Annotated in this window: 16 protein-coding genes and 1 pseudogene; 6 read left to right on the top strand and 11 right to left on the bottom strand. The window is 70.7% G+C overall.

The features are described from left to right. Nucleotides 1-132 precede the first annotated feature (132 nt). Nucleotides 133-966: a PaaX family transcriptional regulator gene (locus tag EF387_RS02665; protein WP_128374829.1), complete on the bottom strand. Its 834-nt coding sequence runs from the start codon at nt 964-966 to the stop codon at nt 133-135. 23 nt (nt 967-989) lie between these two features. Beyond that, nucleotides 990-2735: an AMP-binding protein gene (locus EF387_RS02660; RefSeq protein WP_128374828.1), complete on the bottom strand. Its 1746-nt coding sequence runs from the start codon at nt 2733-2735 to the stop codon at nt 990-992. A 120-nt stretch (nt 2736-2855) separates the two neighbouring features. On the opposite strand from EF387_RS02660, the gene EF387_RS02655 reads away from it, so the two are divergent. Together EF387_RS02655 and EF387_RS02650 are read left to right on the top strand one after the other, a co-directional pair. After that, nucleotides 2856-4136 carry an acyl-CoA dehydrogenase family protein gene (locus tag EF387_RS02655; RefSeq protein WP_128374827.1) on the top strand — a complete coding sequence of 427 codons (1281 nt, stop codon included), beginning with the start codon at nt 2856-2858 and terminating at the stop codon, nt 4134-4136. After that, nucleotides 4133-4531: a RidA family protein gene (locus tag EF387_RS02650; RefSeq protein WP_128374826.1), complete on the top strand. Its 399-nt coding sequence runs from the start codon at nt 4133-4135 to the stop codon at nt 4529-4531. Before EF387_RS02655 ends, EF387_RS02650 begins: the two co-directional genes overlap by 4 nt. A gap of 25 nt (nt 4532-4556) precedes the next feature. On the opposite strand, the gene EF387_RS02645 is transcribed toward EF387_RS02650, so the two are convergent. From EF387_RS02645 to EF387_RS02635, 3 genes are all read right to left on the bottom strand, one after another. After that, a complete protein-coding gene (locus tag EF387_RS02645; RefSeq protein ID WP_128374825.1) occupies nt 4557-4751 on the bottom strand; it encodes a DUF5999 family protein in 195 nt (64 codons plus the stop codon). 610 nt (nt 4752-5361) lie between these two features. Further along, nucleotides 5362-6891, bottom strand: a complete 1530-nt coding sequence (locus EF387_RS02640) for a helix-turn-helix domain-containing protein (RefSeq protein WP_128374824.1) — start codon at nt 6889-6891, stop codon at nt 5362-5364. Between the two features lie 63 nt (nt 6892-6954). Beyond that, entirely contained in the window at nt 6955-7161 is a 207-nt protein-coding gene (locus EF387_RS02635; RefSeq protein ID WP_128374823.1) for a DUF4236 domain-containing protein, read from the bottom strand. Between the two features lie 305 nt (nt 7162-7466). On the opposite strand from EF387_RS02635, the gene EF387_RS02630 reads away from it, so the two are divergent. Then, on the top strand, nt 7467-8111 hold the full coding sequence (locus EF387_RS02630) for a PIG-L deacetylase family protein (RefSeq protein ID WP_128374822.1): 645 nt from the start codon (nt 7467-7469) through the stop codon (nt 8109-8111). Between the two features lie 418 nt (nt 8112-8529). Continuing rightward, nucleotides 8530-11247 carry an aconitate hydratase AcnA gene (gene acnA, locus EF387_RS02625; RefSeq protein ID WP_128374821.1) on the top strand — a complete coding sequence of 906 codons (2718 nt, stop codon included), beginning with the start codon at nt 8530-8532 and terminating at the stop codon, nt 11245-11247. Nucleotides 11248-11317: 70 nt separating this feature from the next. Here acnA and EF387_RS02620 read toward each other — a convergent pair whose 3' ends face one another. From EF387_RS02620 to EF387_RS02600, 4 genes are all read right to left on the bottom strand, one after another. Next, nucleotides 11318-11695 (bottom strand): helix-turn-helix domain-containing protein, encoded by a 378-nt coding sequence (locus tag EF387_RS02620; RefSeq protein WP_238431306.1) that lies wholly within the window; start codon nt 11693-11695, stop codon nt 11318-11320. Nucleotides 11696-11897: 202 nt separating this feature from the next. After that, nucleotides 11898-12677 carry an ATP-binding cassette domain-containing protein gene (locus EF387_RS02610; protein ID WP_202918124.1) on the bottom strand — a complete coding sequence of 260 codons (780 nt, stop codon included), beginning with the start codon at nt 12675-12677 and terminating at the stop codon, nt 11898-11900. 33 nt (nt 12678-12710) lie between these two features. Beyond that, nucleotides 12711-13814: a sugar ABC transporter substrate-binding protein gene (locus EF387_RS02605; RefSeq protein WP_128374820.1), complete on the bottom strand. Its 1104-nt coding sequence runs from the start codon at nt 13812-13814 to the stop codon at nt 12711-12713. Continuing rightward, nucleotides 13802-16540 (bottom strand): SpoIIE family protein phosphatase, encoded by a 2739-nt coding sequence (locus EF387_RS02600; RefSeq protein ID WP_238431305.1) that lies wholly within the window; start codon nt 16538-16540, stop codon nt 13802-13804. Before EF387_RS02600 ends, EF387_RS02605 begins: the two co-directional genes overlap by 13 nt. A 550-nt stretch (nt 16541-17090) precedes the next feature. Between EF387_RS02600 and EF387_RS49355 the strand changes: the two are divergent. After that, nucleotides 17091-17804 (top strand): annotated as a pseudogene (locus EF387_RS49355) (cellulose binding domain-containing protein). Nucleotides 17805-18060: 256 nt separating this feature from the next. On the opposite strand, the gene shiA (EF387_RS02590) reads toward EF387_RS49355, so the two are convergent. Then, on the bottom strand, nt 18061-19395 hold the full coding sequence (shiA, locus tag EF387_RS02590; protein WP_128374818.1) for a shikimate transporter: 1335 nt from the start codon (nt 19393-19395) through the stop codon (nt 18061-18063). 607 nt (nt 19396-20002) lie between these two features. Next, nucleotides 20003-20812, bottom strand: coding sequence for an IclR family transcriptional regulator (locus EF387_RS02580; protein WP_238431304.1), 810 nt, complete (start codon nt 20810-20812; stop codon nt 20003-20005). A gap of 503 nt (nt 20813-21315) precedes the next feature. On the opposite strand from EF387_RS02580, the gene shiA (EF387_RS02575) reads away from it, so the two are divergent. Beyond that, a complete protein-coding gene (shiA, locus tag EF387_RS02575) occupies nt 21316-22674 on the top strand; it encodes a shikimate transporter (RefSeq protein WP_238431303.1) in 1359 nt (452 codons plus the stop codon). Nucleotides 22675-22785: the final 111 nt, after the last annotated feature.

Raw genomic sequence — 22785 nt, 5'->3', positions numbered from 1 at the left:
GACCCTAGGTAAGAATTCTGAGAAGACGGAAGGAGAAACCTAAGGGTTGTCTTAGCGACCGCGGATGTCACTGAGGTCACGGCTGTGAGACTTCTTACACGGCCGCTGCACAGGCCCTGACCAGGTCACATCTCACACCCGTCCGGCTGCCGCCGTGCCGGCCTGCGCGCCGGCGAATTCCGCGCCCGCCTCCCGCAGCCGCTCGTGCAGCGCCCGGAAGACCGCCGCCGAGCGGTAGCCCGGCCAGCTGCCGGGGAGCAGGCCCGCGGGCAGTCCGGGGTCGGCGTACGGGAGGTGGCGCCAGGAGTCCAGCGCGCGCAGATGGTCCGCGTACGCCTCGTCCGCGGGGGTGTCCGCGCGGGACTCCCACCGCCGCAGCACCGGTGCGTGGCGGTCGAGGAACGCCTCGTGCTGCTCTGCGATGGCGGGCAGGTCCCACCAGCGGGCCACCGCCTCGGACGTCGCCGCGAAGCCGAGGTGTTCGCCGCGGAAGAGGTCGACGTACCCGTCCAGGCGCAGTCGCCGCAGGGTGTGCCGGGTCTCCTCGTAGTGCCGGGCCGGGGCGATCCACACGCCGGGGGCCGCGGTGCCGAAGCCCAGCCCGGCCAGCCGCGAGCGCAGGACGTGCCGCTTGTGCCGCTCGGCCTCCGGGACCGAGAACACCGCGAGCACCCAGCCCGTGTCCTTCGGTGATGCCGTCGCGTACACCCGCCGGTCGCCGTCCTCGAGCAGCTGGCGTGCCTCGGGCGACAGCGCGTACCCGGCGGCGCCCGTCTCCGTACGCGCCGGCACCAGCAGTCCGCGGCGCTTCAGCCGCGACACCGCCGACCGCACCGACGGCGCGTCCACCCCGACGGCGCCGAGCAGCCGGATCAGCTCGGCCACGGGCACCGGACCGGGCATGAAGCGGCCGTACGCGCCGTAGAAGGTGACGATGAGGGACCGGGGGGCGTGCTGCTCGGACACGTGATCACTCTAGGGCTCGTAGGTCACCCGGGACGGTCGCCTGTGGACAACCCGCTCCCGTCGCCTGTGGACAACGAGGCGGTGTCCCTAGCGTCAGTACCGTCTGTACCCTCCGGACGCTCCGTGCCGTCCGTGCCCTTCGCACCGTCAGTGCGCAGCCGGAACCGCTGCAGCTTCCCCGTGGCGGTCCGCGGCAGGGCGTCCAGGAAGACGATCTCGCGGGGGCATTTGTACGGTGCCAGCTCCGCCTTGACGAAGGCGCGCAGCGCGTCCGCGTCCCGGGGCGTTCCCGGGCGCAGTACGGCGTACGCGACCACGACCTGCCCGCGCGCCTCGTCGGGCCGCCCGACCACCGCGGCCTCCATCACGTCGGGGTGGCGCAGCAGCGCCTCCTCGACCTCCGGGCCCGCGATGTTGTACCCGGCCGAGATGATCATGTCGTCGGCGCGGGCGACATAGCGGAAGTAGCCGTCCGGTTCGCGTATGTAGGTGTCGCCGGTGATGTTCCAGCCGTCCCGTACGTACTCCCGCTGCCGGGGGTCGGCCAGATAGCGGCAGCCGACGGGGCCCTTCACCGCGAGCAGTCCCGGCTCGCCGTCCGGGACCGGCGCACCCGAACCGTCGACCACGCGCGCGTGCCAGCCCGGCACGGGAACTCCCGTGGTCCCCGGCCGGATCTCCTCGTCGGCCGCGGAGATGAAGATGTGCAGCAGTTCGGTGGCGCCGATGCCGTTGATGATCCTCAGCCCGGTCCGCTCGTACCAGGACTGCCAGGTCGCCGCGGGCAGGTTCTCACCGGCCGAGACACAGCGCCTGAGCGAGCCGGTGTCGTGCGCGTCCAGGTCGGACAGCATCGCGCGGTACGCGGTCGGCGCGGTGAACAGTACCGACACCCGGTGTTCGGCCAGCGCGGGCAACAGCTGCCCGGGGCCTGCCTGTTCGAGCAGCAGCGCGCTCGCGCCGGCCCGCATGGGGAACACCACCAGACCGCCGAGCCCGAAGGTGAAGCCCAGCGGGGGACTGCCCGCGAAGACGTCGTCGGCATGCGGGCGCAGCACGTGCCGCGAGAAGGTGTCCGCGATGGCGAGGACGTCACGGTGGAGGTGCATGCACCCCTTCGGGCGCCCGGTGGTGCCGGAGGTGAAGGCGATGAGCGCGACGTCGTCCGCGGCGGTCGCGACGGCCGGGTACGGCTCCTCGGGCGCGCTCCGGCGTAACAGGTCGTCGGGTGCGTCCCCGCCGTACGTGGTGATGCGCAGTCCGGGGACCTCCGCCTTCACCAGGTCGTCGACGGAGCGGATGTCGCACAGTGCGTGCGTGACCCGGGCGATCCCGCACATCGTGGCCAGCTCGTGGGGGCGCTGCTGGGCCAGCACGGTGACGGCGACGGCGCCGGCCTTCAGCACGGCGAGCCAGCAGGCCGCCAGCCAGGGGGTCGTGGGACCGCGCAGCAGCACCCGGTTTCCGGGCACGACACCGAGTTCGCAGGTGAGGACGTGGGCGATCCGGTCGACGTGCCGTCGGAGGGTTCCGTACGACCACGGGTCCCCGGTCGACGTGCGGAACACCGGCCGCCCGGGGCCGAACCGCTCGACCGTGCGGTCCAGGAGCTCCACGGCGCAGTTGAGCCGGTCCGGATAGCGCAGCTCCGGCAGGTCGAAGCGGAGCTCCGGCCACTGGTCCGGGGGTGGCAGACGGTCGCGCGCGAAGGTGTCGATGTGGGCCGAGGCGGTGCCGGTCGTGCCGACGGTGCCGTCCTTGGATTCCATAGCGGTGCGCCCCCTTGTCGTGGTGGGCTCGCCCTTGGAGCGTATCGACTTGGTGACGACAGTCAATCATGCGCGATAACGTCGGAGCTGAGTCCGCCAGGGAGAGAGGACGAACGGCCGATGACCGCTTTCTCGCTCGATCCGGACCAGGAGGCGTGGTGCAACAGGTTGCGCGGCCTCGCGGCGGACCGGCTGCGCCCGCTCGCCGAGAAGTCGGAGCCGGGCCGCGTCAACCGTCCCCTCGTCGTCGAACTGGGCCGACTCGGCCTGCTGGAGCGGCTGTTCTCCTCAAGCGCGCTGGATCTGTGCCTGATGCGGGAGTCCCTCGCGTACGCGTGCACGGAGGCCGAGACGGCCCTCGCCCTCCAGGGCCTGGGCGCACACCCGGTCCACGCGCACGGCACCCCCGCCCAACGGGAGCGCTGGCTCCCCCGGGTGATCGAGGGCAGCGCGGTGGCCGCCTTCGCGCTGAGCGAGCCGGGGGCGGGATCGGACGCGGCGGCCCTGGAGTTGAGGGCCGGGCCCCACCGTGCCGGGGCGGTCCGGGGCTGGCGGCTCACCGGCGAGAAGTGCTGGATCTCCAACGCTCCCGACGCCGACTTCTACACCGTCTTCGCGCGGACCACACCCGGCGCGGGCGCCCGCGGGGTGACCGCCTTCCTGGTGCCCGCGGACCGGCCCGGGCTCACCGGCACCACCATCGACATGCTCTGTCCGCACCCGATCGGCACCCTCCGCTTCGACGAGGTGCCGGTGACGGCGGACGACGTCCTCGGCGCGGTGGACCGTGGCTTCCGCGTCGCCATGGACACCCTCAACGTCTTCCGCCCGAGCGTCGGCGCCTTCGCGGTCGGGATGGCGCGGGCAGCCTTGGACGCGACGGTCGCGCACACCGCCGGACGGCGGGCCTTCGGCGGGCCTTTGAAGGATCTGCAGGCCGTGTCCCACCAGGTCGCCGAGATGGCACTGCGTACGGAGGCGGCCCGGCTCATGGTCCACGCGGCGGCGACCGCCCACGACGCGGGTGCCCCGGACATGCCCAAACGGGCCGCGATGGCGAAACTGCTGGCCACCGAGACGGCCCAGTACGTGGTGGACGCGGCGGTACAACTGCACGGCGCCCGCGCCCTGCGCCGCGGCCATCTCCTCGAACACCTCTACCGCGAGGTGCGCGCACCGCGCATCTACGAGGGGGCGAGCGAGGTCCAACGCACGATCATCGCCAAGGAGTTGTACAAGGAGTCGGACAGGGATCCGGGCCGTGTACCCGGTAGGGATCCGGGCGGGGCGCCTGCCAGGGATCCGGGCGGGGCGTCCGGTAGGGATCCGGATGGGGAGCCCGGTAGGGATCCGGGCAGGGAGCCAGGGGACCGGGAGTCCGACAGGGAGGGCGCCCGATGACCGCCGAACGCGTCAACCCGCCCGGTCTCTCCCCGCCGACCGGCTTCTCGCACGCGGTCGTCGCCACCGGCTCACGCGTGGTCTTCCTGGCCGGCCAGACCGCGCTGGACGCGGCAGGCGGGATCGTGGGCGACACGCTCCCGGAGCAGTTCGAGAAGGCCCTGGCCAATCTGCTGGCCGCCCTGCGGGCCGCGGGCGGCACCTCCGCGGATCTGGCCCGGGTGACCGTCTACACCACCGATGTCGCCGGCTATCGCGCGCACACCGCGCAACTGGGCCGTATCTGGCAGCGGTTGGCGGGCCGCGACTATCCGGCGATGGCGGTCGTCGGAGTGGTGCGCCTCTGGGACGAACGGGCGCGGGTGGAACTGGACGGGTTCGCGGTGCTCCCGTAGGGGATCAGCCGGCGGAACAGGGTCTTCACGCGGCGACGGCCAACTCGGCGACCATGACGCGGTGCGGGGCGACGACCTGGCCGTCGGGGAGCAGTTCACCGGTGTCGTCGAAGACGATCGCGCCGTTGCAGAGCAGGTTCCAGCCCTGCTCGGGGTGGGCGGCGACGATGTGCGGGCGGTCGCTGTCGGTCGCGGCGCACGAGGGCTGGTGAGTACACATGGCGCACCTCCAAGGTGGCTTCGAGTGCCGGGCGGCTCTGTCGTCGCCTCGCTGTACTTAAGACGATGCGCGCGCCCGGAACTCATCGCCAGCGGGAGGCGACAAGCGTGACAACACCCGGACAACTCCCGTACGCGGCAGAGACGGACGTCGCCGACTCGGGTCAACGGCCCCGGGGTTCCACCACGTCGCCCGGACGGCGGAACCCCACGCGGCGGCACGGGACGCCTCCGATGTCCCGAACGCCTGGACGCCGTCCCCGAACGCCTGGACGCCGTCTCGGACGCACGGGGAGCGCCCGGGACTTCTGTCTCCGCCCTGAAGATGATGAGACGTCAGCGGCAAGGCCGCAGCGGCGGAACGGCGGGAGACGCCACGGCCCGGCCGCAGCTGGGCGGCCACTGGCCCCGTCGAGCCGACGCACCGGACGGGCCGGCCCGGCTTGCGTGCGTCAGCTACGGCGGCTACGGCGCTCGCCATCCGGGTGATCTGCCGGGCCCCGGCAGTGGTCCGCGCGTGCCGGACCGGCCGGCCGGGAGCGGGCCGGCGTCAAGCGTGGCCGCTCAGCGCGGGGGCATGCAGGTCAAACAGGGGCGGCGGAATCCTCCGCTCAGATGTCCCGGAACGTCTCGATCTGCGCCCCGACCGAGTTGAGCCGCTCCGCCAGGTCCTCGTAGCCGCGGTTGATGACATAGACGTTCCGCAGTACGGACGTGCCCTCGGCAGCCATCATCGCGAGCAGCACGACCACGGCCGGTCGCAGGGCCGGCGGGCACATCATCTCGGCCGCGCGCCAGCGAGTCGGACCCTCCACCAGGACCCGGTGCGGGTCGAGGAGTTGGAGCCGTCCACCGAGCCGGTTCAGATCGGTCAGATAGATCGCCCGGTTGTCGTAGACCCAGTCGTGGATCAGCGTCTTGCCCTGCGCGGAGGCGGCGATGGCGGCGAAGAACGGGACGTTGTCGATGTTCAGGCCCGGGAACGGCATCGGGTGGATCTTGTCGATCGGCGCCTCGAGCTTGGAGGGCCGCACGGTCAGGTCCACCAGCCGCGTGCGGCCGTTGTCCGCCCAGTACTCCGCCGACCGGTCGTGGTCGAGGCCCATCTCCTCCAGCACCGCGAGCTCGATCTCCAGGAACTCGATCGGCACCCGGCGCACCGTGAGCTCGGACTCGGTCACCACCGCGGCGGCCACCAGGCTCATCGCCTCGACCGGGTCCTCGGAGGGGGAGTAGTCGACGTCCACGTCGATGGAGGGCACGCCGTGCACGGTGAGCGTCGTGGTGCCGATGCCCTCCACCCGCACGCCCAGCGCCTCCAGGAAGAAGCACAGGTCCTGGACCATGTAGTTGGAGGACGCGTTGCGGATGACGGTCGTGCCGTCGTGCCGGGCGGCGGCCAGCAGGGCGTTCTCGGTCACGGTGTCGCCGCGCTCGGTCAGCACGATCGGGCGGTCGGGCACGACCGAGCGGTCCACCTGCGCGTGATAGAGCCCTTCGGTCGCGGTGATCTCCAGGCCGAACCGGCGCAGCGCGATCATGTGCGGCTCGACGGTGCGGGTGCCGAGGTCGCAGCCGCCCGCGTACGGCAGCTTGAAGTGGTCCATGCGGTGCAGCAGCGGGCCGAGGAACATGATGATCGAGCGGGTGCGGCGGGCCGCGTCCGCGTCGATCGCCGCCATCCGCAGTTCGCCCGAGGGGACGATCTCCAGGTCGGTGCCGTCGTTGATCCAGCGGGTGCGGACGCCGATGGAGCCGAGTACCTCCAGCAGGCGGTAGACCTCCTCGATGCGCGCGACCCGCCGCAGTACCGTCCGGCCCTTGTTGAGCAGGGACGCGCACAGCAGCGCCACACAGGCGTTCTTGCTGGTCTTGACGTCGATGGAGCCGGACAGACGACGACCGCCGACCACCCGCAGATGCATCGGGCCTGCGTAGCCCAGCGAGACGATCTCACTGTCCAGGGCTTCACCGATTCGGGCGATCATCTCAAGGCTGATGTTTTGGTTGCCACGTTCGATGCGATTCACCGCACTCTGACTGGTCCCGAGCGCTTCGGCGAGCTGGGACTGGGTCCAGCCCCGGTGCTGCCTGGCGTCACGGATGAGCTTGCCGATGCGTACGAGGTAGTCGTCTGCCATGGGGGCAGGTTATCTCAGATATGAGATGGGGCACTGCGGGGGGTCCGGATGGGTGACGACCCCTCAGTGGCGCTTGGGGCGTTTGCTGCTGGTGGTCCGGCGCCAGCCGAAGGGGCCCGGGAGGTCCATGGAGGTGGTGCGCCGGCCCGTGCTGCTGTGCGTGTGCCGGGGCCCGCGACTGCCCCCGGTCGTGATGGACCAGGACCGCCTGTTGATGTTCAGGCGCACGCCGGGCAGGATCCGTAGGCTCTTGCGGAACGTGAGTGGCATGGTTGCCTCCCTCTTGCTGCGTCTTCCCTTTCTCCGCGCCTTGGCGTTGCCTCGCCGAGGTCTCGCTTCGTGCTGCGGGTACCCCCAACTGCGGGAAGCACTCGGGACCGCCCGGACATCCGTGCGTTCTCCCGACCGATGACAGGTCGTTCTTTCGGTGACGGACACTCACCCCGCGGAATTGTCATCACGTTTGCGCCCGGTCCAAAGTGCGCCCAACGGCCACCCGGTAGCCAGGAACCCGGTGTCAGTGCATAGTCTGCCTATTCGTAGGCACGCAGGCGCGTGACAGGGGAGGGGAAAGTATGTGGCAGCGGGTGCTCGCCGTGGGAGCCCATCCGGACGACATCGAATTCGGCTGCGGTGGGACTCTATTGCGGCATGCCGCACAGGGGGCCGAGATAACCGCCGTCGTCGTCAGTGACGGGGCCCGTGGTGGGGAACCCCTGGTGCGGGCTGCGGAGCAGGCGAGAGCCGCGGAATTGCTGGGGGCGAAGGTGGTGCCGCTCGGGTTGCCCGACGGGGATCTGGGCTCCCTCACGCACCTCGTCACGCTCCTGGAGCAGGTGATCACCGACACCGCCCCTGACGTGGTGTACACGCATCTGCCGGAGGACACGCACCAGGACCACGTCGAGACGCACCGGGCGATGAGGATCGCCGCGCGTGGCCAGCGGAACGTCCTTCTCTTCGAGTCGCCAAGATCGCCGGTGCTGTCCACCGGTATCGCCGTCGACATAAGCGATTTCATCGAGGAGAAGACGGAACTGCTTTCCCAGCACGCGTCGCAGACCGCGACGAGTCCTGAGCTGAGGGATAAGGCCGTCCGCGCCCGGGCGCTTCTCCACGGGCTGCGATTTGGCTGTGACTATGCGGAGATTTTCACTCCGCTTCGTTTCTCGCTGCCCTTCGGCCTGGGGGCCCGGTCGGCCGAAGATCCAGTGGCGTGACAGCGGAAAACACTGAATGACGCTGAAAGACTTCTCCAAAGGGAAGGCGTGCACTCGTCAAGAAATGGTCAACGGACAGGCAATTCTTCACCGTGGCATCTACCGCCCGAAGTGCGGCCGGGTAGGAGCCGCGCTCGTGTGTGTGCAGGGGCGGCTGTTGCCGCAGGGGCTCAGGGGTCGGCCGGTCCGGGCCGGTGTGTGTCCGCCCGGGTCCCTGTGAGCAGCGCGACGGTATCCGGGCATGACCAGTCCGCCCCCATGTACTAGAGTTATCTCGACATCGAGATATCTGCCGGGGCGTACTGCACGCCACCTTTCGGTAAGGCTTACCTAACTTAGCCTTACCTTAGCGGATCGGCCCAGAGGGCGTGGCGGCAGGATGCGGTGTGGTACGCGCACATCAATGAAGGAGACTGTCGTGTCGGCGAACAGCTTCGACGCCCGCAGCACGCTGCGCGTGGGCGACGAGTCGTACGAGATCTTCCGGCTGGACAAGGTGGAGGGCTCGGCTCGCCTTCCGTACAGCCTCAAGGTCCTGCTGGAGAACCTGCTCCGCACGGAGGACGGCGCGAACATCACCGCCGACCACATCCGGGCCCTCGGCAACTGGGACTCGCAGGCCCAGCCCAGCCAGGAGATCCAGTTCACCCCGGCCCGTGTGATCATGCAGGACTTCACGGGTGTGCCCTGTGTCGTGGACCTCGCCACCATGCGTGAGGCCGTCAAGGAGCTGGGCGGCGACCCGGCCAAGGTCAACCCGCTCTCCCCGGCCGAGCTGGTCATCGACCACTCCGTCATCGCCGACAAGTTCGGCACGAACGACGCCTTCGCCCAGAACGTCGAGCTGGAGTACGGCCGCAACCGCGAGCGCTACCAGTTCCTGCGCTGGGGCCAGACCGCCTTCGACGACTTCAAGGTCGTACCCCCCGGCACCGGCATCGTCCACCAGGTGAACATCGAGCACCTCGCTCGGACCGTCATGGTGCGGGGCGGGCAGGCCTACCCTGACACCCTCGTCGGCACCGACTCGCACACCACCATGGTCAACGGCCTCGGAGTGCTCGGCTGGGGCGTCGGCGGCATCGAGGCCGAGGCCGCGATGCTCGGCCAGCCGGTCTCCATGCTCATCCCGCGTGTCGTCGGCTTCAAGCTCACCGGTGAGCTCAAGCCCGGCACCACCGCCACCGACCTGGTGCTCACGATCACCGAGATGCTCCGCAAGCACGGCGTGGTCGGCAAGTTCGTCGAGTTCTACGGCGAGGGTGTGGCCGCCACGAGCCTCGCGAACCGCGCCACCATCGGCAACATGTCGCCGGAGTTCGGCTCGACCGCCGCGATCTTCCCGATCGACGCCGAGACGATCAACTACCTGAAGCTCACCGGCCGTTCCCAGCAGCAGCTCGCGCTCGTCGAGGCCTACGCCAAGGAGCAGGGTCTCTGGCTCGACCCGGCCGCCGAGCCCGACTTCTCCGAGAAGCTCGAGCTCGACCTGTCGACGGTCGTCCCGTCGATCGCCGGCCCGAAGCGCCCGCAGGACCGCATCGTCCTCGCGAACGCCGCCGAGCAGTTCAAGCTGGACGTCCGCAACTACGTGGACGTCGTGGACGAGGCGGGCCAGGAGTCCTTCCCGGCCTCCGACGCCCCGGCCGTCGCCCCGAACGGCGCCCCGTCCAACCCGGTCACCGTCACCGCCCCCGACGGCTCGACGTACGAGATCGACCACGGCGCCGTCACCGTCGCCGCGATCACCTCCTGCACCAACACCTCCAACCCGTACGTCATGGTCGCCGCCGCGCTGGTGGCCAAGAAGGCGGTCGAGAAGGGCCTGACCCGCAAGCCGTGGGTCAAGACCACCCTCGCCCCGGGTTCCAAGGTCGTCACGGACTACTTCGACAAGGCGGGCCTGACCCCGTACCTGGACAAGGTCGGCTTCAACCTCGTCGGCTACGGCTGCACCACCTGCATCGGCAACTCCGGCCCGCTGCCGGAGGAGGTTTCCCAGGCCGTCAACGACCACGACCTCGCCGTCACCTCGGTCCTCTCCGGCAACCGCAACTTCGAGGGCCGGATCAACCCCGACGTCAAGATGAACTACCTGGCCTCCCCGCCGCTGGTCGTCGCGTACGCCATCGCGGGCTCCATGAAGGTGGACATCACCAAGGACGCCCTGGGCACCGACCAGGACGGCAAGCCGGTCTACCTCGAGGACATCTGGCCGTCCGAGGCCGAGGTCAACGACGTCGTCGCGAACGCCATCGGCGAGGACATGTTCAACAAGTCCTACTCCGACGTCTTCGCCGGTGACGCCCAGTGGCAGGCGCTGCCGATCCCCACCGGCAACACCTTCGAGTGGGACCCGGAGTCCACCTACGTCCGCAAGCCCCCGTACTTCGAGGGCATGACGATGGAGACCACCCCGGTCTCCGACATCTCCGGCGCCCGGGTGCTCGCCAAGCTGGGTGACTCGGTCACCACCGACCACATCTCCCCGGCCGGTGCCATCAAGGCCGACACCCCGGCGGGCAAGTACCTCACCGAGCACGGTGTGGAGCGCCGCGACTTCAACAGCTACGGCTCCCGCCGCGGCAACCACGAGGTCATGATCCGCGGTACGTTCGCCAACATCCGCCTGCGCAACCAGATCGCGCCGGGCACCGAGGGCGGCTACACGCGTGACTTCACCCAGGACGGCGGACCGGTGTCGTTCATCTACGACGCCTCCCGCAACTACATCGAGCAGGGCATCCCGCTCGTCGTCCTCGCGGGCAAGGAGTACGGTTCCGGCTCGTCCCGCGACTGGGCCGCGAAGGGCACCGCGCTGCTCGGTGTGAAGGCCGTAGTCGCCGAGTCGTACGAGCGCATCCACCGCTCCAACCTCATCGGCATGGGCGTGCTCCCGCTGCAGTTCCCGGAGGGCGCCTCCGCCCAGTCGCTCGGCCTGACCGGTGAGGAGACCTTCTCCATCTCCGGTGTCACCGAGCTCAACGAGGGCACCACCCCCCGCACCGTGAAGGTCACCACCGACACGGGCGTCGAGTTCGACGCGGTCGTCCGCATCGACACCCCCGGCGAGGCCGACTACTACCGCAACGGCGGCATCATGCAGTACGTGCTGCGCAGCCTGATCCGCAAGTAGGCGATCGGGTAAGGCGGCCGGGCCGCGCTCCTCCTGGGGCGCGGCCCTTCGCCATGTCCGGTGCCGGTGCTCACACCCAGCCGCGTTGCGCGGCCCGCACTCCCAGCTGGAACCGGCTCGCCGCCCCGAGCCGTTCCTGCAACTCGCTCACCCGCCGCCGCAGCGTCCTGAGACTGACCCCCAGATGGCGGGCCACCGCCTCGTCCTTCATTCCGGCCGCCAGCAGCCGGATCAACGTCCGCTCGCTTTCCGGGAGTTCATCGTCGTCGGCCGGCTGCCCGAGCGGAGTCGCCTGCTGCCAGGCCATCTCGAAGAGCTTCTGCAGGGCGTCGGCCACCGCCGAGTGCCACACCACGACCGCGCAGTAGCCGCCCGTCGAGGACGCGGTCAGCGGAAGCATCGCCCGGCACCCGTCGACCATCGGCGACTTGACCGGTACCGACGGCAACAGGCCATGTCCTCGGCGGTGGCGGCGAAAAGCTCGGACACGGCGGCCCACGGAGGGCGCATCCACGCGGACAGCGCCCCGGGGCGTACGGAGTTCACCGTGGAACTCCCGCGAACCGGCGAAGCAGAACCGACAGCGCCGCACTCGTGCCCCGCGTCACCGCTCCGGATCCCGGAAGAGGTCGCCGAGCCGTCCGCGCTCCTCACGGCCACGCCTCCTCGCCGCTCGTGGTGCGGTGGGCCACGGCGTTGTCCGCGGCGCCCGTGATCGAGGAGATGATCTGCTCCTGCGGGGTGGTGTTCACGTCGAACAGACCGTTGTTGCGGCCGAGGCGCAGGACCGCGACACGATCCGCGACGGCCTTGATGTCGCCCATGTTGTGGCTGATGAGGAGTACCGCGAGGCCGCGGTCGCGCAGTTCCTCGATGAGGTCGAGGAGGTGGCTGGTCTGTTCGACACCTAGCGCGGCGGTGGGCTCGTCGAGGAGGAGGACCTTGGGCGAGCCCATCAGCGAGCGGGAGATCGCGACGGCCTGCCGCTGCCCCGCGGACAGGGCGGCGACCGGCATGCGTACATCGGGGACACGGATGGACAGGGCCCGCATCAGTTCGCGGGCGCGGCGCTCCATCTCCACCTCGTCGAGAATGCCGACCCTGTCGATCTCCCGGCCGAGGAAGAGATTGGCGACGACGTCGAGGTTGTCGCACATCGCGAGGTCCTGGTAGACGGTCGCGATGCCCAGCGCGTGGGCGTCGTGCGGGCGCCTGATCGACACGAGCCGGCCCTCCCACTCGATGACGCCCCTGTCGGCGGGGCCCACACCCGAGATCACCTTGATGAGGGTGGACTTTCCGGCGCCGTTGTCGCCCACCAGGGCGACCACCTCTCCGGCCCGGATCTGGAGCTCGACATCCATCAGGGCCTGCACGCCGCCGAACCGCTTGGATACACCGCGCAGCGCCAGCACGGGCGGGAACGCCACCGTGAACCACCTCCCTCGTCCCTCCCTCGCCCCTCACCGGGTGAGTCCGGCTTCGTCGCAGGCGGAGCGGAGACGGGGGACGCAGATCTCGTCGATCGTGTACACGCCTTCGTCGACGAGCGTCCGGCGGATGTTGTCGACCGTCACGGCGACCGGGGTGAGCAGCACGGCCGGGACGTCCTCGGTGGTGGGGCTGTCGTACGTCGTCGTGGCGATGCCGTCGAGCCCCTCGCCGCGTCCCAGGGCGATCGCCATGGCGGCGGCCGCGTCGGCCTCCGTCTCGAAGGGCTTGTACACGGTCATGTACTGCTCGCCCCGGACGATGCGCCGCACAGCGTCGAGTTCGGCGTCCTGGCCGGTCACGGGTGGCAGCGGCGTGATCCGGGCGCTCTTGAGGGAGGAGATGACACCGGCGGCGATGGTGTCGTTGGCCGCCAGGACACCGTCGATCCGGTCCGGGCCCAGGGCACTGATGGCGGCCGACATGTTGGCGTGGGCGTTCGCCGCCCGCCAGCCCGGGGTCTCGTACGACTTGCCGATCTTCACCTGGCCCTGGAGGACGGACCGGGCCCCGTCGGCGAACCAGGCCGCGTTGGGGGAGGTCGGATCGCCGTTCATCATGACGATCTGACCGTCGTGCGCCTGCTCTCCCATGGCTCTGAGCAGCGCCTCGCCCTGGAGCCTGCCGACCTGCGCACCGTCGAAGCTGACGAAGCCCGAGATCGGGCCTTCGGCGAGCCGGTCGTAGGCGACGACCGGGACGCCCGCGTTGTCCGCCGCCTGGACCGACGAGCGGAGCGCCTTGGGGTCGGTGGCGGTGAGGATGAGGACCTCGACCCCCTTGGTGATCATGGACGTCATCTGCCGCTGCTGACTGGTCACGTCGTTCTCGGCGTTGGCGTACACGAAGGAGCAGTCGTCACACAGCTCCTTCACCCTCTTCTCGATCAGGGGCCGGTCGGAGGCCTCCCAGCGGGGGGTTCCCCGGTTGGGCATCAGCAGCCCGACGGTGATGCCGTTCCCGCCCCCCGCCGCCCCGTCCTCCTGGCAACCGGCCAGGGTCACGGCCAGGAGGCCCGCGCACACGGCGGCGAGCGCGCTGCGCCTGAGGGTCCACAGGGTGTTCAGGATCCCCATCGCGGACCCCCTCGCTCTCTCCGGCCGGCACGGCGCCTCTTGTCCCGGACCGGGTCACCGGCCGGACCGGGTGCGTGGGGATCGTCCCGCGGGCCCGGCAGCCCGGTTTCGCGCGACTCGGCCCGGGGCCCCGGCGGCGCGGTGCCCGGCCCGGCCCGGAACCCGGGCGGCGCGGCGTCGCCCGGTCCGGGCGCCAGGCCCGCGGGGAGGTCGTCCGCCTCGACGGGACCGGGCTCGCGGGGCGGTACGACGATCTCGCTCCACACCTGCTTGCCTCCGCCGACCGGCACCGTGCCCCAGGACGCCGACATCGCCTCCACCAGGAGCAGACCCCGGCCACCGGTCGCCTCCCAGTCCACGATCACCGGCTTGGCGGGTGCCCGCGGCGAGGAGTCGCTCACGGTGACCCGCACCCGGTCCGCGGCGAGCGTGAGATCGAGGCGCACCGCCCCCTGGGTGTGCACCAGGGCGTTGGTGACCAGCTCCGAGACGACGAGCAGCACCGAATCGGCCGCCTCCGCGATCCGCCAGGAACGCAGGGTGCGCGCGGTGAAACGGCGGGCGTGCATCACGGCGTCGGGCAGCCGCCAGACCACCCAGCCGGCCCGGACCGGCCGGACCTTCATCCCGTCGTAGCGCAGCAGTAGCACCGCCACGTCGTCCTCACGACGGCCCTCGTCGCCCAGCAGTTCGTCGGCCATCCGCCCGGGGTCCGTGGGGTCGGCCACGGCCAGCGCGACGCGCGTACGGCGCATGCCCTCGTCCAGGTGCAGCCCCGCGGACTCCACCAGACCGTCGGTCACCAGGGCGAGGACCGTACCCGGGGTCAGCGCCACCGCGGTCAGCGGGAAGTCCGCCTCCTCCAGTACGCCGAGCGGCAGCCCGCCCTCGACCTGGATCTCCTCGGAGCTTCCGTCGGGGTGGCGCATCAGCGGTGCCAGGTGGCCGGCCCGGACGAACAGCGCGTTGCCCTCTTCCATGTCCAGTTCGACGTAGCAGCAGGTGGCGAAGAGGTCGGTCTCCATGCCGACGAGCAGGCGGTTGGCGTGCGAGACGACGACGTCCGGCGGATGGCCCTCCACGGCGTAGGCCCGGACGGCGGTGCGCATCTGGCCCATGATCGTCGCGGCGCCGGCGCTGTGCCCCTGCACATCACCGATGACCAGGGCCACCCGCCCCTCGGAGAGCGCGATGACGTCGTACCAGTCACCGCCCACCTGAAGCCCCCGTTTGGCGGGCAGATAGCGGGCGACCGCGGTTCCCCCGGGCAGTTCGGGCAGACGACGCGGCAGCAGACTGCGCTGCAGCATCGTGGCGAGCTCCTGCTCGGCGTCGTACGCGTGCGCACGCTTCAGCGCCTGCCCGACCAGCCCCGCCGTCGCCGTGAGCAGCGACCTCTCCTCCGGAACGAAGTCATGCGGTTGGTCCCAGCCGACCAGGCACACACCGGCGACCCGGCCCTTGGCCGGCAACGGCAGTACGGCGAGCCCGCCGGGGCCCACGCCCGCGAGCCCGGGTTCGAGCGGGGCGCCCGCGGGCCACAGGCCCATCCGCCCGTCCCTCAGCGCCGCCTGAAGCGTGGGCAGAGCGCTGACGGGGGCTTCGGGCCACTCCGAACGCCACTCCGTGCGCCACAGCTGCGGCCAGGCGCCGGCCTGCGGCGGATCGAGGACGGTGACCGCCAGCCGGTCGTCCTGCAGTTCGGCGAGGGCCACCCGGTCGGCTGCCAGCGGCTCGCGCAGGGCCGCGACCACCACCCGGCTGACGTCCCGGACCGACGTGGCGTCGTCGAGCGCGGTGGTCAGCCACTGCAGCTTGGAGACGTCGTCGGCGCTCTTGCGGAGCACGGAGGCCGCGGTCACCACGCCCAGCACCTGCTCGGGCACGGCGTCACTGCCCTTGACCACCCGGCAGCCCATCCGCAGCCAGCACAGTTCACCGGTGTTCCGGCGGATCCGGAACTCCAGCTCCCGGCGGCCGGCGGCCTGCGCAGACGGCTCCACCACCGACATCAGCGCGGGCAGGTCCTCCGGGACGGTCTGCGCGAGCAGTGTGTCCGTCTTGCCGTCGAAGTCGTCCTCCGAGATGCCGAGCAGTTCGAGCAGGGTGGTGTCCGCCTCGATCAGGCCGGTGTCCGGCACCAGGACGAACGAACCGACGCGCAGGGCCTGCAGTGCCGGGTCCAGCAGGGGCGTCGGCCTCGACGGCGCGGTCTCGCCCCGGAGCTTGTCGGCGATCGCGGCCGCGTACCGTTCGAGGAAGCTGCGCTGCTCGTCCCCGAAGCCCTCGGCGTCGTCCCCCACGACGACGAGGCAGCCCAGCGCTTCGCTCGCCGCCACCTCCGCGATGAGCGGCAGCACCCCGAGAGACATGCCGGCCCAGAGCGTCGCCCGCTCACCCTCGTGGTGGGAGGCGAGGGCCGCGGGGCTCAGCCACAGCGGCCCGCCGACGCGGAACGCGTCGGCCACGGGCGAGTCACCGGACAGCGTGAACCGTTCCGGCAGCCCGTACCGGGTACGGGCGCCTCCGGCCGTCTCGACCAGCCGGAGCTCCTCGCCGCCGTCGCAGTGTGCGTAGACGGCGGCCAGTGCCGCCCCGGCGTACGCAAGGACCCGCTCCCGTGCGGCGGGCTCCGACGCCACGGAGGGCGGACCGGTGTCTTCCGCCCCGGCCCCGAACGCCCGCAGCCCCGAGACCGCGGTCCGGGCACCGCCGTGATGGGGCATTTCCGCACCTACCTCCCGTCCATGCCGCAGGTGCCGGCAGGTGGAGGCCCCCGGAACGCAGGCGGCGACGGCGCGGACGCCGGACCCGGCGGCGCCGGACCGCACCCCATGAGCAGCGGGGCACCCACACACCAGAATCGCATACCTGAACAAACCCGCCATATGGGTTGTCACCGTCTGCTCGGACTTCGGTTACGCCTCAGGTTCGCGCGTCACTGCCGTCGCTCGTCGTGCGTCACAGTCGTCCGCTCGTCGAAGGATCCGGAGAAAGGATCGGGGAATCCGAAGGGATCCCGCGGAGTCTCGAGGCGTCCCGAAGGCATCGCGACGAACTGGAGGCGCGCAGAGGCCCCTGGGCTGGGCGCCGCATTCGAGGCATGTCCGGAATGCCCCCGCGCCGAGCGTTTACAGCTTCCGCGTCGCGCGCTACGTTCGCACAGAAGTGAGGTGGGAGCGCTCCCATCACGGTGGACCGGAACCCGCCCCGGACGCTCCCGCCTCACGCTCGCCCGCTCTCGCAACGTCCACCGACCGAAGGGCAGGACTTGTCATGCTCTCGACAAGGTTGGGATTACTGTCCACCCGGCACAGCGCCCTGCTCCTCGTCCTGCTCGCCCTGGTCACCACCGTCCCCGCGCTCGGCCTGGTGTTCACGGCGGGCGGCCGGGCGGAGGCCCACGGCACCCCGATGAAGCCGGGCAGCCGTACGTTCCTGTGCTGGCGGGACGCACTGACCGACACCGGCGAGATCAAACCCGTCAACCCGGCCAGCGTCGAGGCCAACTACTCCTGGACCGGCAGGCTTCCTGACGGCAAGTCAGGGCGCCATGTCATCTACATGGTGTGGCAGCGCTCCGACAGCACGGAGACCTTCTACTCCTGCTCCGACGTCGTCTTCGACGGCGGCAACGGCGAGGTCACGGGCATTCACGACCCGGGCAACCCAACCGAGTCCCCGCCGGGTGCCTGCACCGCCACCCGCAGGGCGACGGGCAGCTGGAACGGCGGCTACCAGGCCGAGGTCACCGTCACCAACACCGGTGACGTACCGATGCTCGGCTGGATGGTGGACTTCGGTCTGCCCGCCGGCCAGTCGATCACCAATCTCTGGGGCGGCAGACACACCACCCAGGGACAGGCGGTGATGGTGCACAACGCCGACTGAAACGGCTCGCTGGATCCGGGCAGGAGCACGACCTTCGGGTACGTCGTCTCCGGCTCCGGCGGTGGTGCGTCCACGAGCCTGCCCTGCCGGCCGGGTTGATATCCCGCCGGCCCGGCTGACGCCCCGCGGGCCCGGAACGCGGTTGGCGCCGTTGGCGCGGTCGGCGGTCCGGGACTGAACCGGACATGAGTGCATGAGTGCGTCCGGCACCAGAAGGTGCTGGACACACGTCGCGGTGCGGGGACGGAGTCGGCCCGCCCGCCCCTCGCCGCCCGCGCCGAGATCGTGACGAGGGCTTCGTGGTGCGACGAGGGATCGCGGGGCGATGAGGATCCGTTGGGCGACGAGGGATCGGTCAGACCCGGGTGCCCTCCCGGGCCGGTGTCTTCCGGATGTCCGGGTAACTCGGCGGGCCGGAATGGAGGTTGAGGGCGACCGTGAAGGAGATGCCGCAGCCGATCAGGAGATACAGGGCGACCAGGACCCAGTCGCCGCCCGCCCACAGCACCAGGGTTCCGGCGATGAGCGGGGTGAAGCCGCCGCCGATGACACTGGCCAGTTGATAGCCGACACCCGCGCCGCTGTAGCGGAACTCGGGGCCGAACATATCGGTGAACAAGGGCTGCTGGACCGCCACCGCCATATCGTGGGCACCGTTGACCAGCAGGATCGCCGCCACCAGGAGCAGGACCATCGAGCCCGAGCGCAGCGCCACGAAGAAGGGGAGCGCGCACAGGACACCGATGCCCGCGCCCCACAGATAGACGGAGCGGCGGGTGTACCGGTCCGCGAGATAGGCGAAGAGGGGGATGGTGACGATGGCCAGCGCACCTACGACCAGGTTGATGTCGAGCAGTGCGTCGCGGTCGAGGCCGTACTCCCGGGTGCCGTAGCTCAGGGCGAACGTGGTCACACAGTAAAAGGTGAGCAGTTCGACCAGGCGCAGACCGATGATGGCGAGGAAGCCCGCCGGGTGTTCCCTGACGGCGGTGAGGAGCGGCGGCCGTCTTCGCCCCGCCGCGGGGCGGGCGGCGACCTGCGCGCCGAAGACGGGCGACTCGTCGACCAGGGCCCGGACGATCAGTCCGATGACGACGATGACGCCGCTGACGAGGAAGGGCACACGCCAGCCCCAGTCGTGGAAGGCCTCGTCGGACATGCGGACGGACGTGTACTTGACGGCGGCGGTCGCCAGCAGCAGTCCGACGGAGGCTCCCACCTGGACACCGCTGCTGTAGAGGGAACGCCACTTGGCGGGGGCGCTCTCGACCGCCATCAGCGCGGCTCCGCCCCATTCCCCGCCGACCGCGAAGCCCTGAGTGGCGCGCAGGGTGACGAGCAGGGCGGGGGCCCAGACGCCGGCTTCGGCGTAGGTGGGCAGCACTCCGATCAGGGTGGAGGAGAGCCCCATGATCACCATGGTGAGAATCAGCATCTTCTTGCGGCCCAGCCGGTCGCCGAAGTGACCGAAGACGATGCCGCCCAGCGGACGGAAGAGGAAGCCGACGCCGAAGGTGGACCAGGCGGCCAGGGTTCCGACGGCCGGGTCGGCCGCGGGGAAGAACAACTCGTCGAAGAGCAGACCGGCGACGATGCCGTAGAGGAAGAAGTCGTACCAGTCGGCGACGGCGCCGACGAAACTGCCGATGGCCGCGCCCGGGCCTGGACCGGATCTGTCACTTCGGCTCATTGCCAACCTCCCTGGTGGAGCCTGTACGGTCCGCATGCTGGACCTATTGGTCCGAGTTGGAGGGAAAGTACGCGGAGCGCGGTGTCAGGGCAAGGCCTGGGTGGCAAATTGTTCCGCTGAGCGGAGCATTCGTCCCACGGGATGGACCACTGGGACCACTGGATCACTGGGCCACCGAGAAGATCGAAGACCGGAAGACCAGGCCCTCGGCCCGAGGCTCGCTGGATGACCGAGCGCTGCGATCTCGCGGTGGCCCCCATGGTGGCCGTCGGCGGCAGTGCGCCGCGCCGGCCGGGTCCCGCGCTCGCCGTGGACGGCGATGGCACGGCGAGCGGACGGGGTGCGTGCGTGCCGCGCCGCCGTACCGTGCCGCGCGAATTGGTCCCGTCCCGCGCCGTCCCGCGCCGGGCCGCGCGATGCCGTCCCGTCCCGCGCCGGGCCGCGCGGTGCTCTCGCGCCGTGCCGCGTGGGTTCGTCTTGTCGTGCGCCGTCCCGCGCCGGGCCGCGCGATGTCGTCCCGCGCTGTGCCGCGCGGGGCCGCGTGGGTTCGTCCTGTCCCGCGCCGCGCCTGTGACCTGGGCGCGTGCGGCCTCGTGTCAGGCGGCCCCTACGCCCTGTCGCCGCGGCGCCCGGGGCCGAGGGGGTGGTTGAAGCCCTGTTCCCAGATCAGTCGCGCCGCTTCCTTCAGGTCCGCGGCGAAGCGCTCGATCGCCTCGTAGGAGAAGCGGTGGTCGGGTCCGCTCACGGACAGCGAGGCGATGACGGCGCCTTTGGGCCCGGCGATCGGGACCGCGACGGCGGTGAGCCCCTCGTCCCACTCGCTGTTGCTCACCGCGTGGCCGCGCCGCGCGGCCTCCTGCGCCGAGGTGCGCAGCTGCTCCACGTGCCCCTCGCCGTGCGGCGAGGCGAGCGCGACGCGGCGCAGCAGGGCGTCGGGGGCGTCGCGCAGCAGGATCTTCGAGGACGCGCCGGCCCACAGCGGCTGTTCGTCACCGATGTCGACCACGTGCCGCAAGGGGTGCGGGCTGTCCTCGTGGGCGACGCAGACGCGGTGGAGGTCGCGGGCGACGAAGATGTTGACCGTCTCGCCCAGCCGGTCCGCGAGGTCCCGCATGACCTTGCGCGTCTCACGCGGGATCTCCCACTGGCTGCGCGCGAGGTAGGCCCAGCGCCACAGGCCGGGGCCGGCGATGAACCCGCCGTTGTCCGACCACAGCAGGCCGCTCTCCTCCAGCGTCTGGACCAGGCGCAGCACCGTGGTCTTCGGCAGACCGGTGGCGTCGGTGATCTCCCGCAAGGTGATGGCCGGCCGCTCCTCGCTCAGCAGATTGAGGATGTCCAGGGCGCGCCGTACGCTCCGCACGCCCGTGCCGTTCGGCTCGCGCTCCGCATCGGCCCCCGTCGCCCCGCTGTCCACGTGACGCCCTCCCGCTGATCACCCTGTGTCCGGGCGGCGCAGGACAACGCCGCCCGGCGGGCCGGATCGTGGCCCGCTCGGATACGACGGTAGTCCGTTGTGCGGACCGCCGGTACCTGAAGCACCGACGAAATCCCGCGGTAACTCTTGCCTGGCGCCTGTGGAGGGCCTTATCTTCCCGCTACTCGGTTCATGCGATCCGTCACATGGACCTGACTGGTCGAGGGGCACCGCCTGTACCACGGCGTGACCCTTCCCTCCCCCGGCTCTCGGCTCCGTTCGAGCGGGGGACCCCAACCCGTCCGACGGCCGGCTCCCCACCCCCGGAGTCCCGTCGCCACACCGCCGGTCCATCGCGGGCCGCATCCGCCCGAGGGCAGCCGCCCCGGCCAACCGTTCACCGCTTTTCGTCCCCGTCGTCCGTTTCCCCGGCCGAGCCGCACTGTGAGCGCGGTCTGCTCTGGCCAGGCCGGTGAGACGCAGCATCCAATGGAGTGTGTGAGTTGAACAGCATCCCAAGCCCGGCAGCCAAGTCCGGGGCCGCAGGCGCAGGCGCGGCGCGGAGAGCGGCGATCGCGAGCTTCATGGGAGCGGTCGTGGACTGGTACGACTTCTTCCTCTACGGAATCGTCGCCGGTCTGCTCTTCAACGAACTGTTCTTCCCGGACGTCAGCCCCGCCGTCGGGACCCTGGCCGCGTGGGCCACGTTCGGCGTCGGCTTCCTCTTCCGGCCACTGGGCGGCATCGTCTTCGGGCACTTCGGCGACCGGCTGGGCCGCAAGAAGATGCTGGTCCTCACCATGCTGATCATGGGCCTGGCCAGCACGCTGATCGGAGTGCTGCCCACCCACGCCCAGGCCGGACTCTGGGCGCCCTTCCTGCTGGTGGTGCTGCGTGCCGCCCAGGGCTTCGCCGTCGGCGGCGAGTGGGGCGGGGCGGCGCTGATGGCGGTGGAGAACGCGCCCGCGAAGTGGCGTTCCCTCTACAGCAGCGGTGTCCAGGTGGGTGCCTCGGTGGGCCTGCTGCTGGCCACCATGATCACCAAGGTGATGTCCGGTTCGCTGTCGGACGAGGCCTTCCGTTCCTGGGGCTGGAGGGTGCCCTTCCTGGTCAGTGCCGTCATCGTGGTCATAGGCCTGGTCGTCCGGGCCAAGGTGGAGGAGTCCGAGGTCTTCACCAGCGAGGTCGCGGGCCTCGCGAAGGACGACAAGCCGCGCATGCCGCTGATCGCCGCGATCCGTTCCAACCCCAAGGGGTTCTTCGCCATCATCGGCCTGCGCCTGGTGGAGCTGTTCACCTTCTACGGGGTCACCAACTTCGCCCTCAGCTACGGCACGGCCGAGTTCGGACTGAACCGTGACAACCTCCTCAACATCAACCTCGCCGTGGGCGGCCTGGCGATCGTCACCATCCCGGCCTTCGCCTACCTCGCGGACCGCTACAGCCGCAGGTCTGTCTACGTATGGGGCGCGGTGCTGGGTGTGGCCGGGTCGGTCCCCTTCTTCTGGGCCCTGGAGTCCGGCTCGATGGTCCTGATCATCGTGTGTGCGGTGCTCCTGGTGAACGGCGCCCACGACATGGCCGTCGCCGTGCAGCAGTCCCTGTTCACGGAGATGTTCGGACCGGAGTACCGCTACAGCGGTGCCGGTGTCGGCTACCAGCTCGCCAGCGTCGTCGGTGGCGGCTTCACCCCCTTCGTCCTCAGCTCGCTGGTGCTGTGGGCGGGCGGCGGCTGGTACCTCGTCGCGGGCTACTTCACGCTCGGCTGCTTGATCTCCCTGGTGGTCGCCCTGCGCATGGGCGGCGGCCGGACCGAGGCGCACTCCGAGACACGGCCCGAAGCCGTGCGATCGACCGTCTGAGCCGTCCGTGGCCGTCCCCGGCCGTCCCATCGCTGCCCACGGGCGGCCCGGGGTCGTAGCGGTCGATGGAAAATGCCTGGCCGCCGCACGTCCGACCGAGGACGTGCGGCG

It is taken from the genome of Streptomyces cavernae, from assembly GCF_004023625.1.
In the GTDB taxonomy this organism is placed as follows: Bacteria; Actinomycetota; Actinomycetes; order Streptomycetales; family Streptomycetaceae; genus Streptomyces; species Streptomyces cavernae.
The sequence above is the reverse complement of the archived record's forward strand: the minus strand, read 5'-3'. Positions and strand labels throughout refer to the sequence as shown.

Excerpts from the sequence above, each read along its gene's own strand:
- shiA (WP_128374818.1), bottom strand. The coding sequence starts at position 19,395 with ATGAGCCGAAGTGACAGATCCGGTCCAGGCCCGGGCGCGGCCATCGGC.
- EF387_RS02635 (WP_128374823.1), bottom strand. The coding sequence starts at position 7,161 with ATGCCACTCACGTTCCGCAAGAGCCTACGGATCCTGCCCGGCGTGCGC.
- EF387_RS02645 (WP_128374825.1), bottom strand. The coding sequence starts at position 4,751 with ATGTGTACTCACCAGCCCTCGTGCGCCGCGACCGACAGCGACCGCCCG.
- EF387_RS02600 (WP_238431305.1), bottom strand. The coding sequence starts at position 16,540 with ATGCCCCATCACGGCGGTGCCCGGACCGCGGTCTCGGGGCTGCGGGCG.
- EF387_RS02605 (WP_128374820.1), bottom strand. The coding sequence starts at position 13,814 with ATGGGGATCCTGAACACCCTGTGGACCCTCAGGCGCAGCGCGCTCGCC.
- EF387_RS02660 (WP_128374828.1), bottom strand. The coding sequence starts at position 2,735 with ATGGAATCCAAGGACGGCACCGTCGGCACGACCGGCACCGCCTCGGCC.
- EF387_RS02655 (WP_128374827.1), top strand. The coding sequence starts at position 2,856 with ATGACCGCTTTCTCGCTCGATCCGGACCAGGAGGCGTGGTGCAACAGG.
- EF387_RS02630 (WP_128374822.1), top strand. The coding sequence starts at position 7,467 with ATGTGGCAGCGGGTGCTCGCCGTGGGAGCCCATCCGGACGACATCGAA.
- EF387_RS02650 (WP_128374826.1), top strand. The coding sequence starts at position 4,133 with ATGACCGCCGAACGCGTCAACCCGCCCGGTCTCTCCCCGCCGACCGGC.
- EF387_RS02640 (WP_128374824.1), bottom strand. The coding sequence starts at position 6,891 with ATGGCAGACGACTACCTCGTACGCATCGGCAAGCTCATCCGTGACGCC.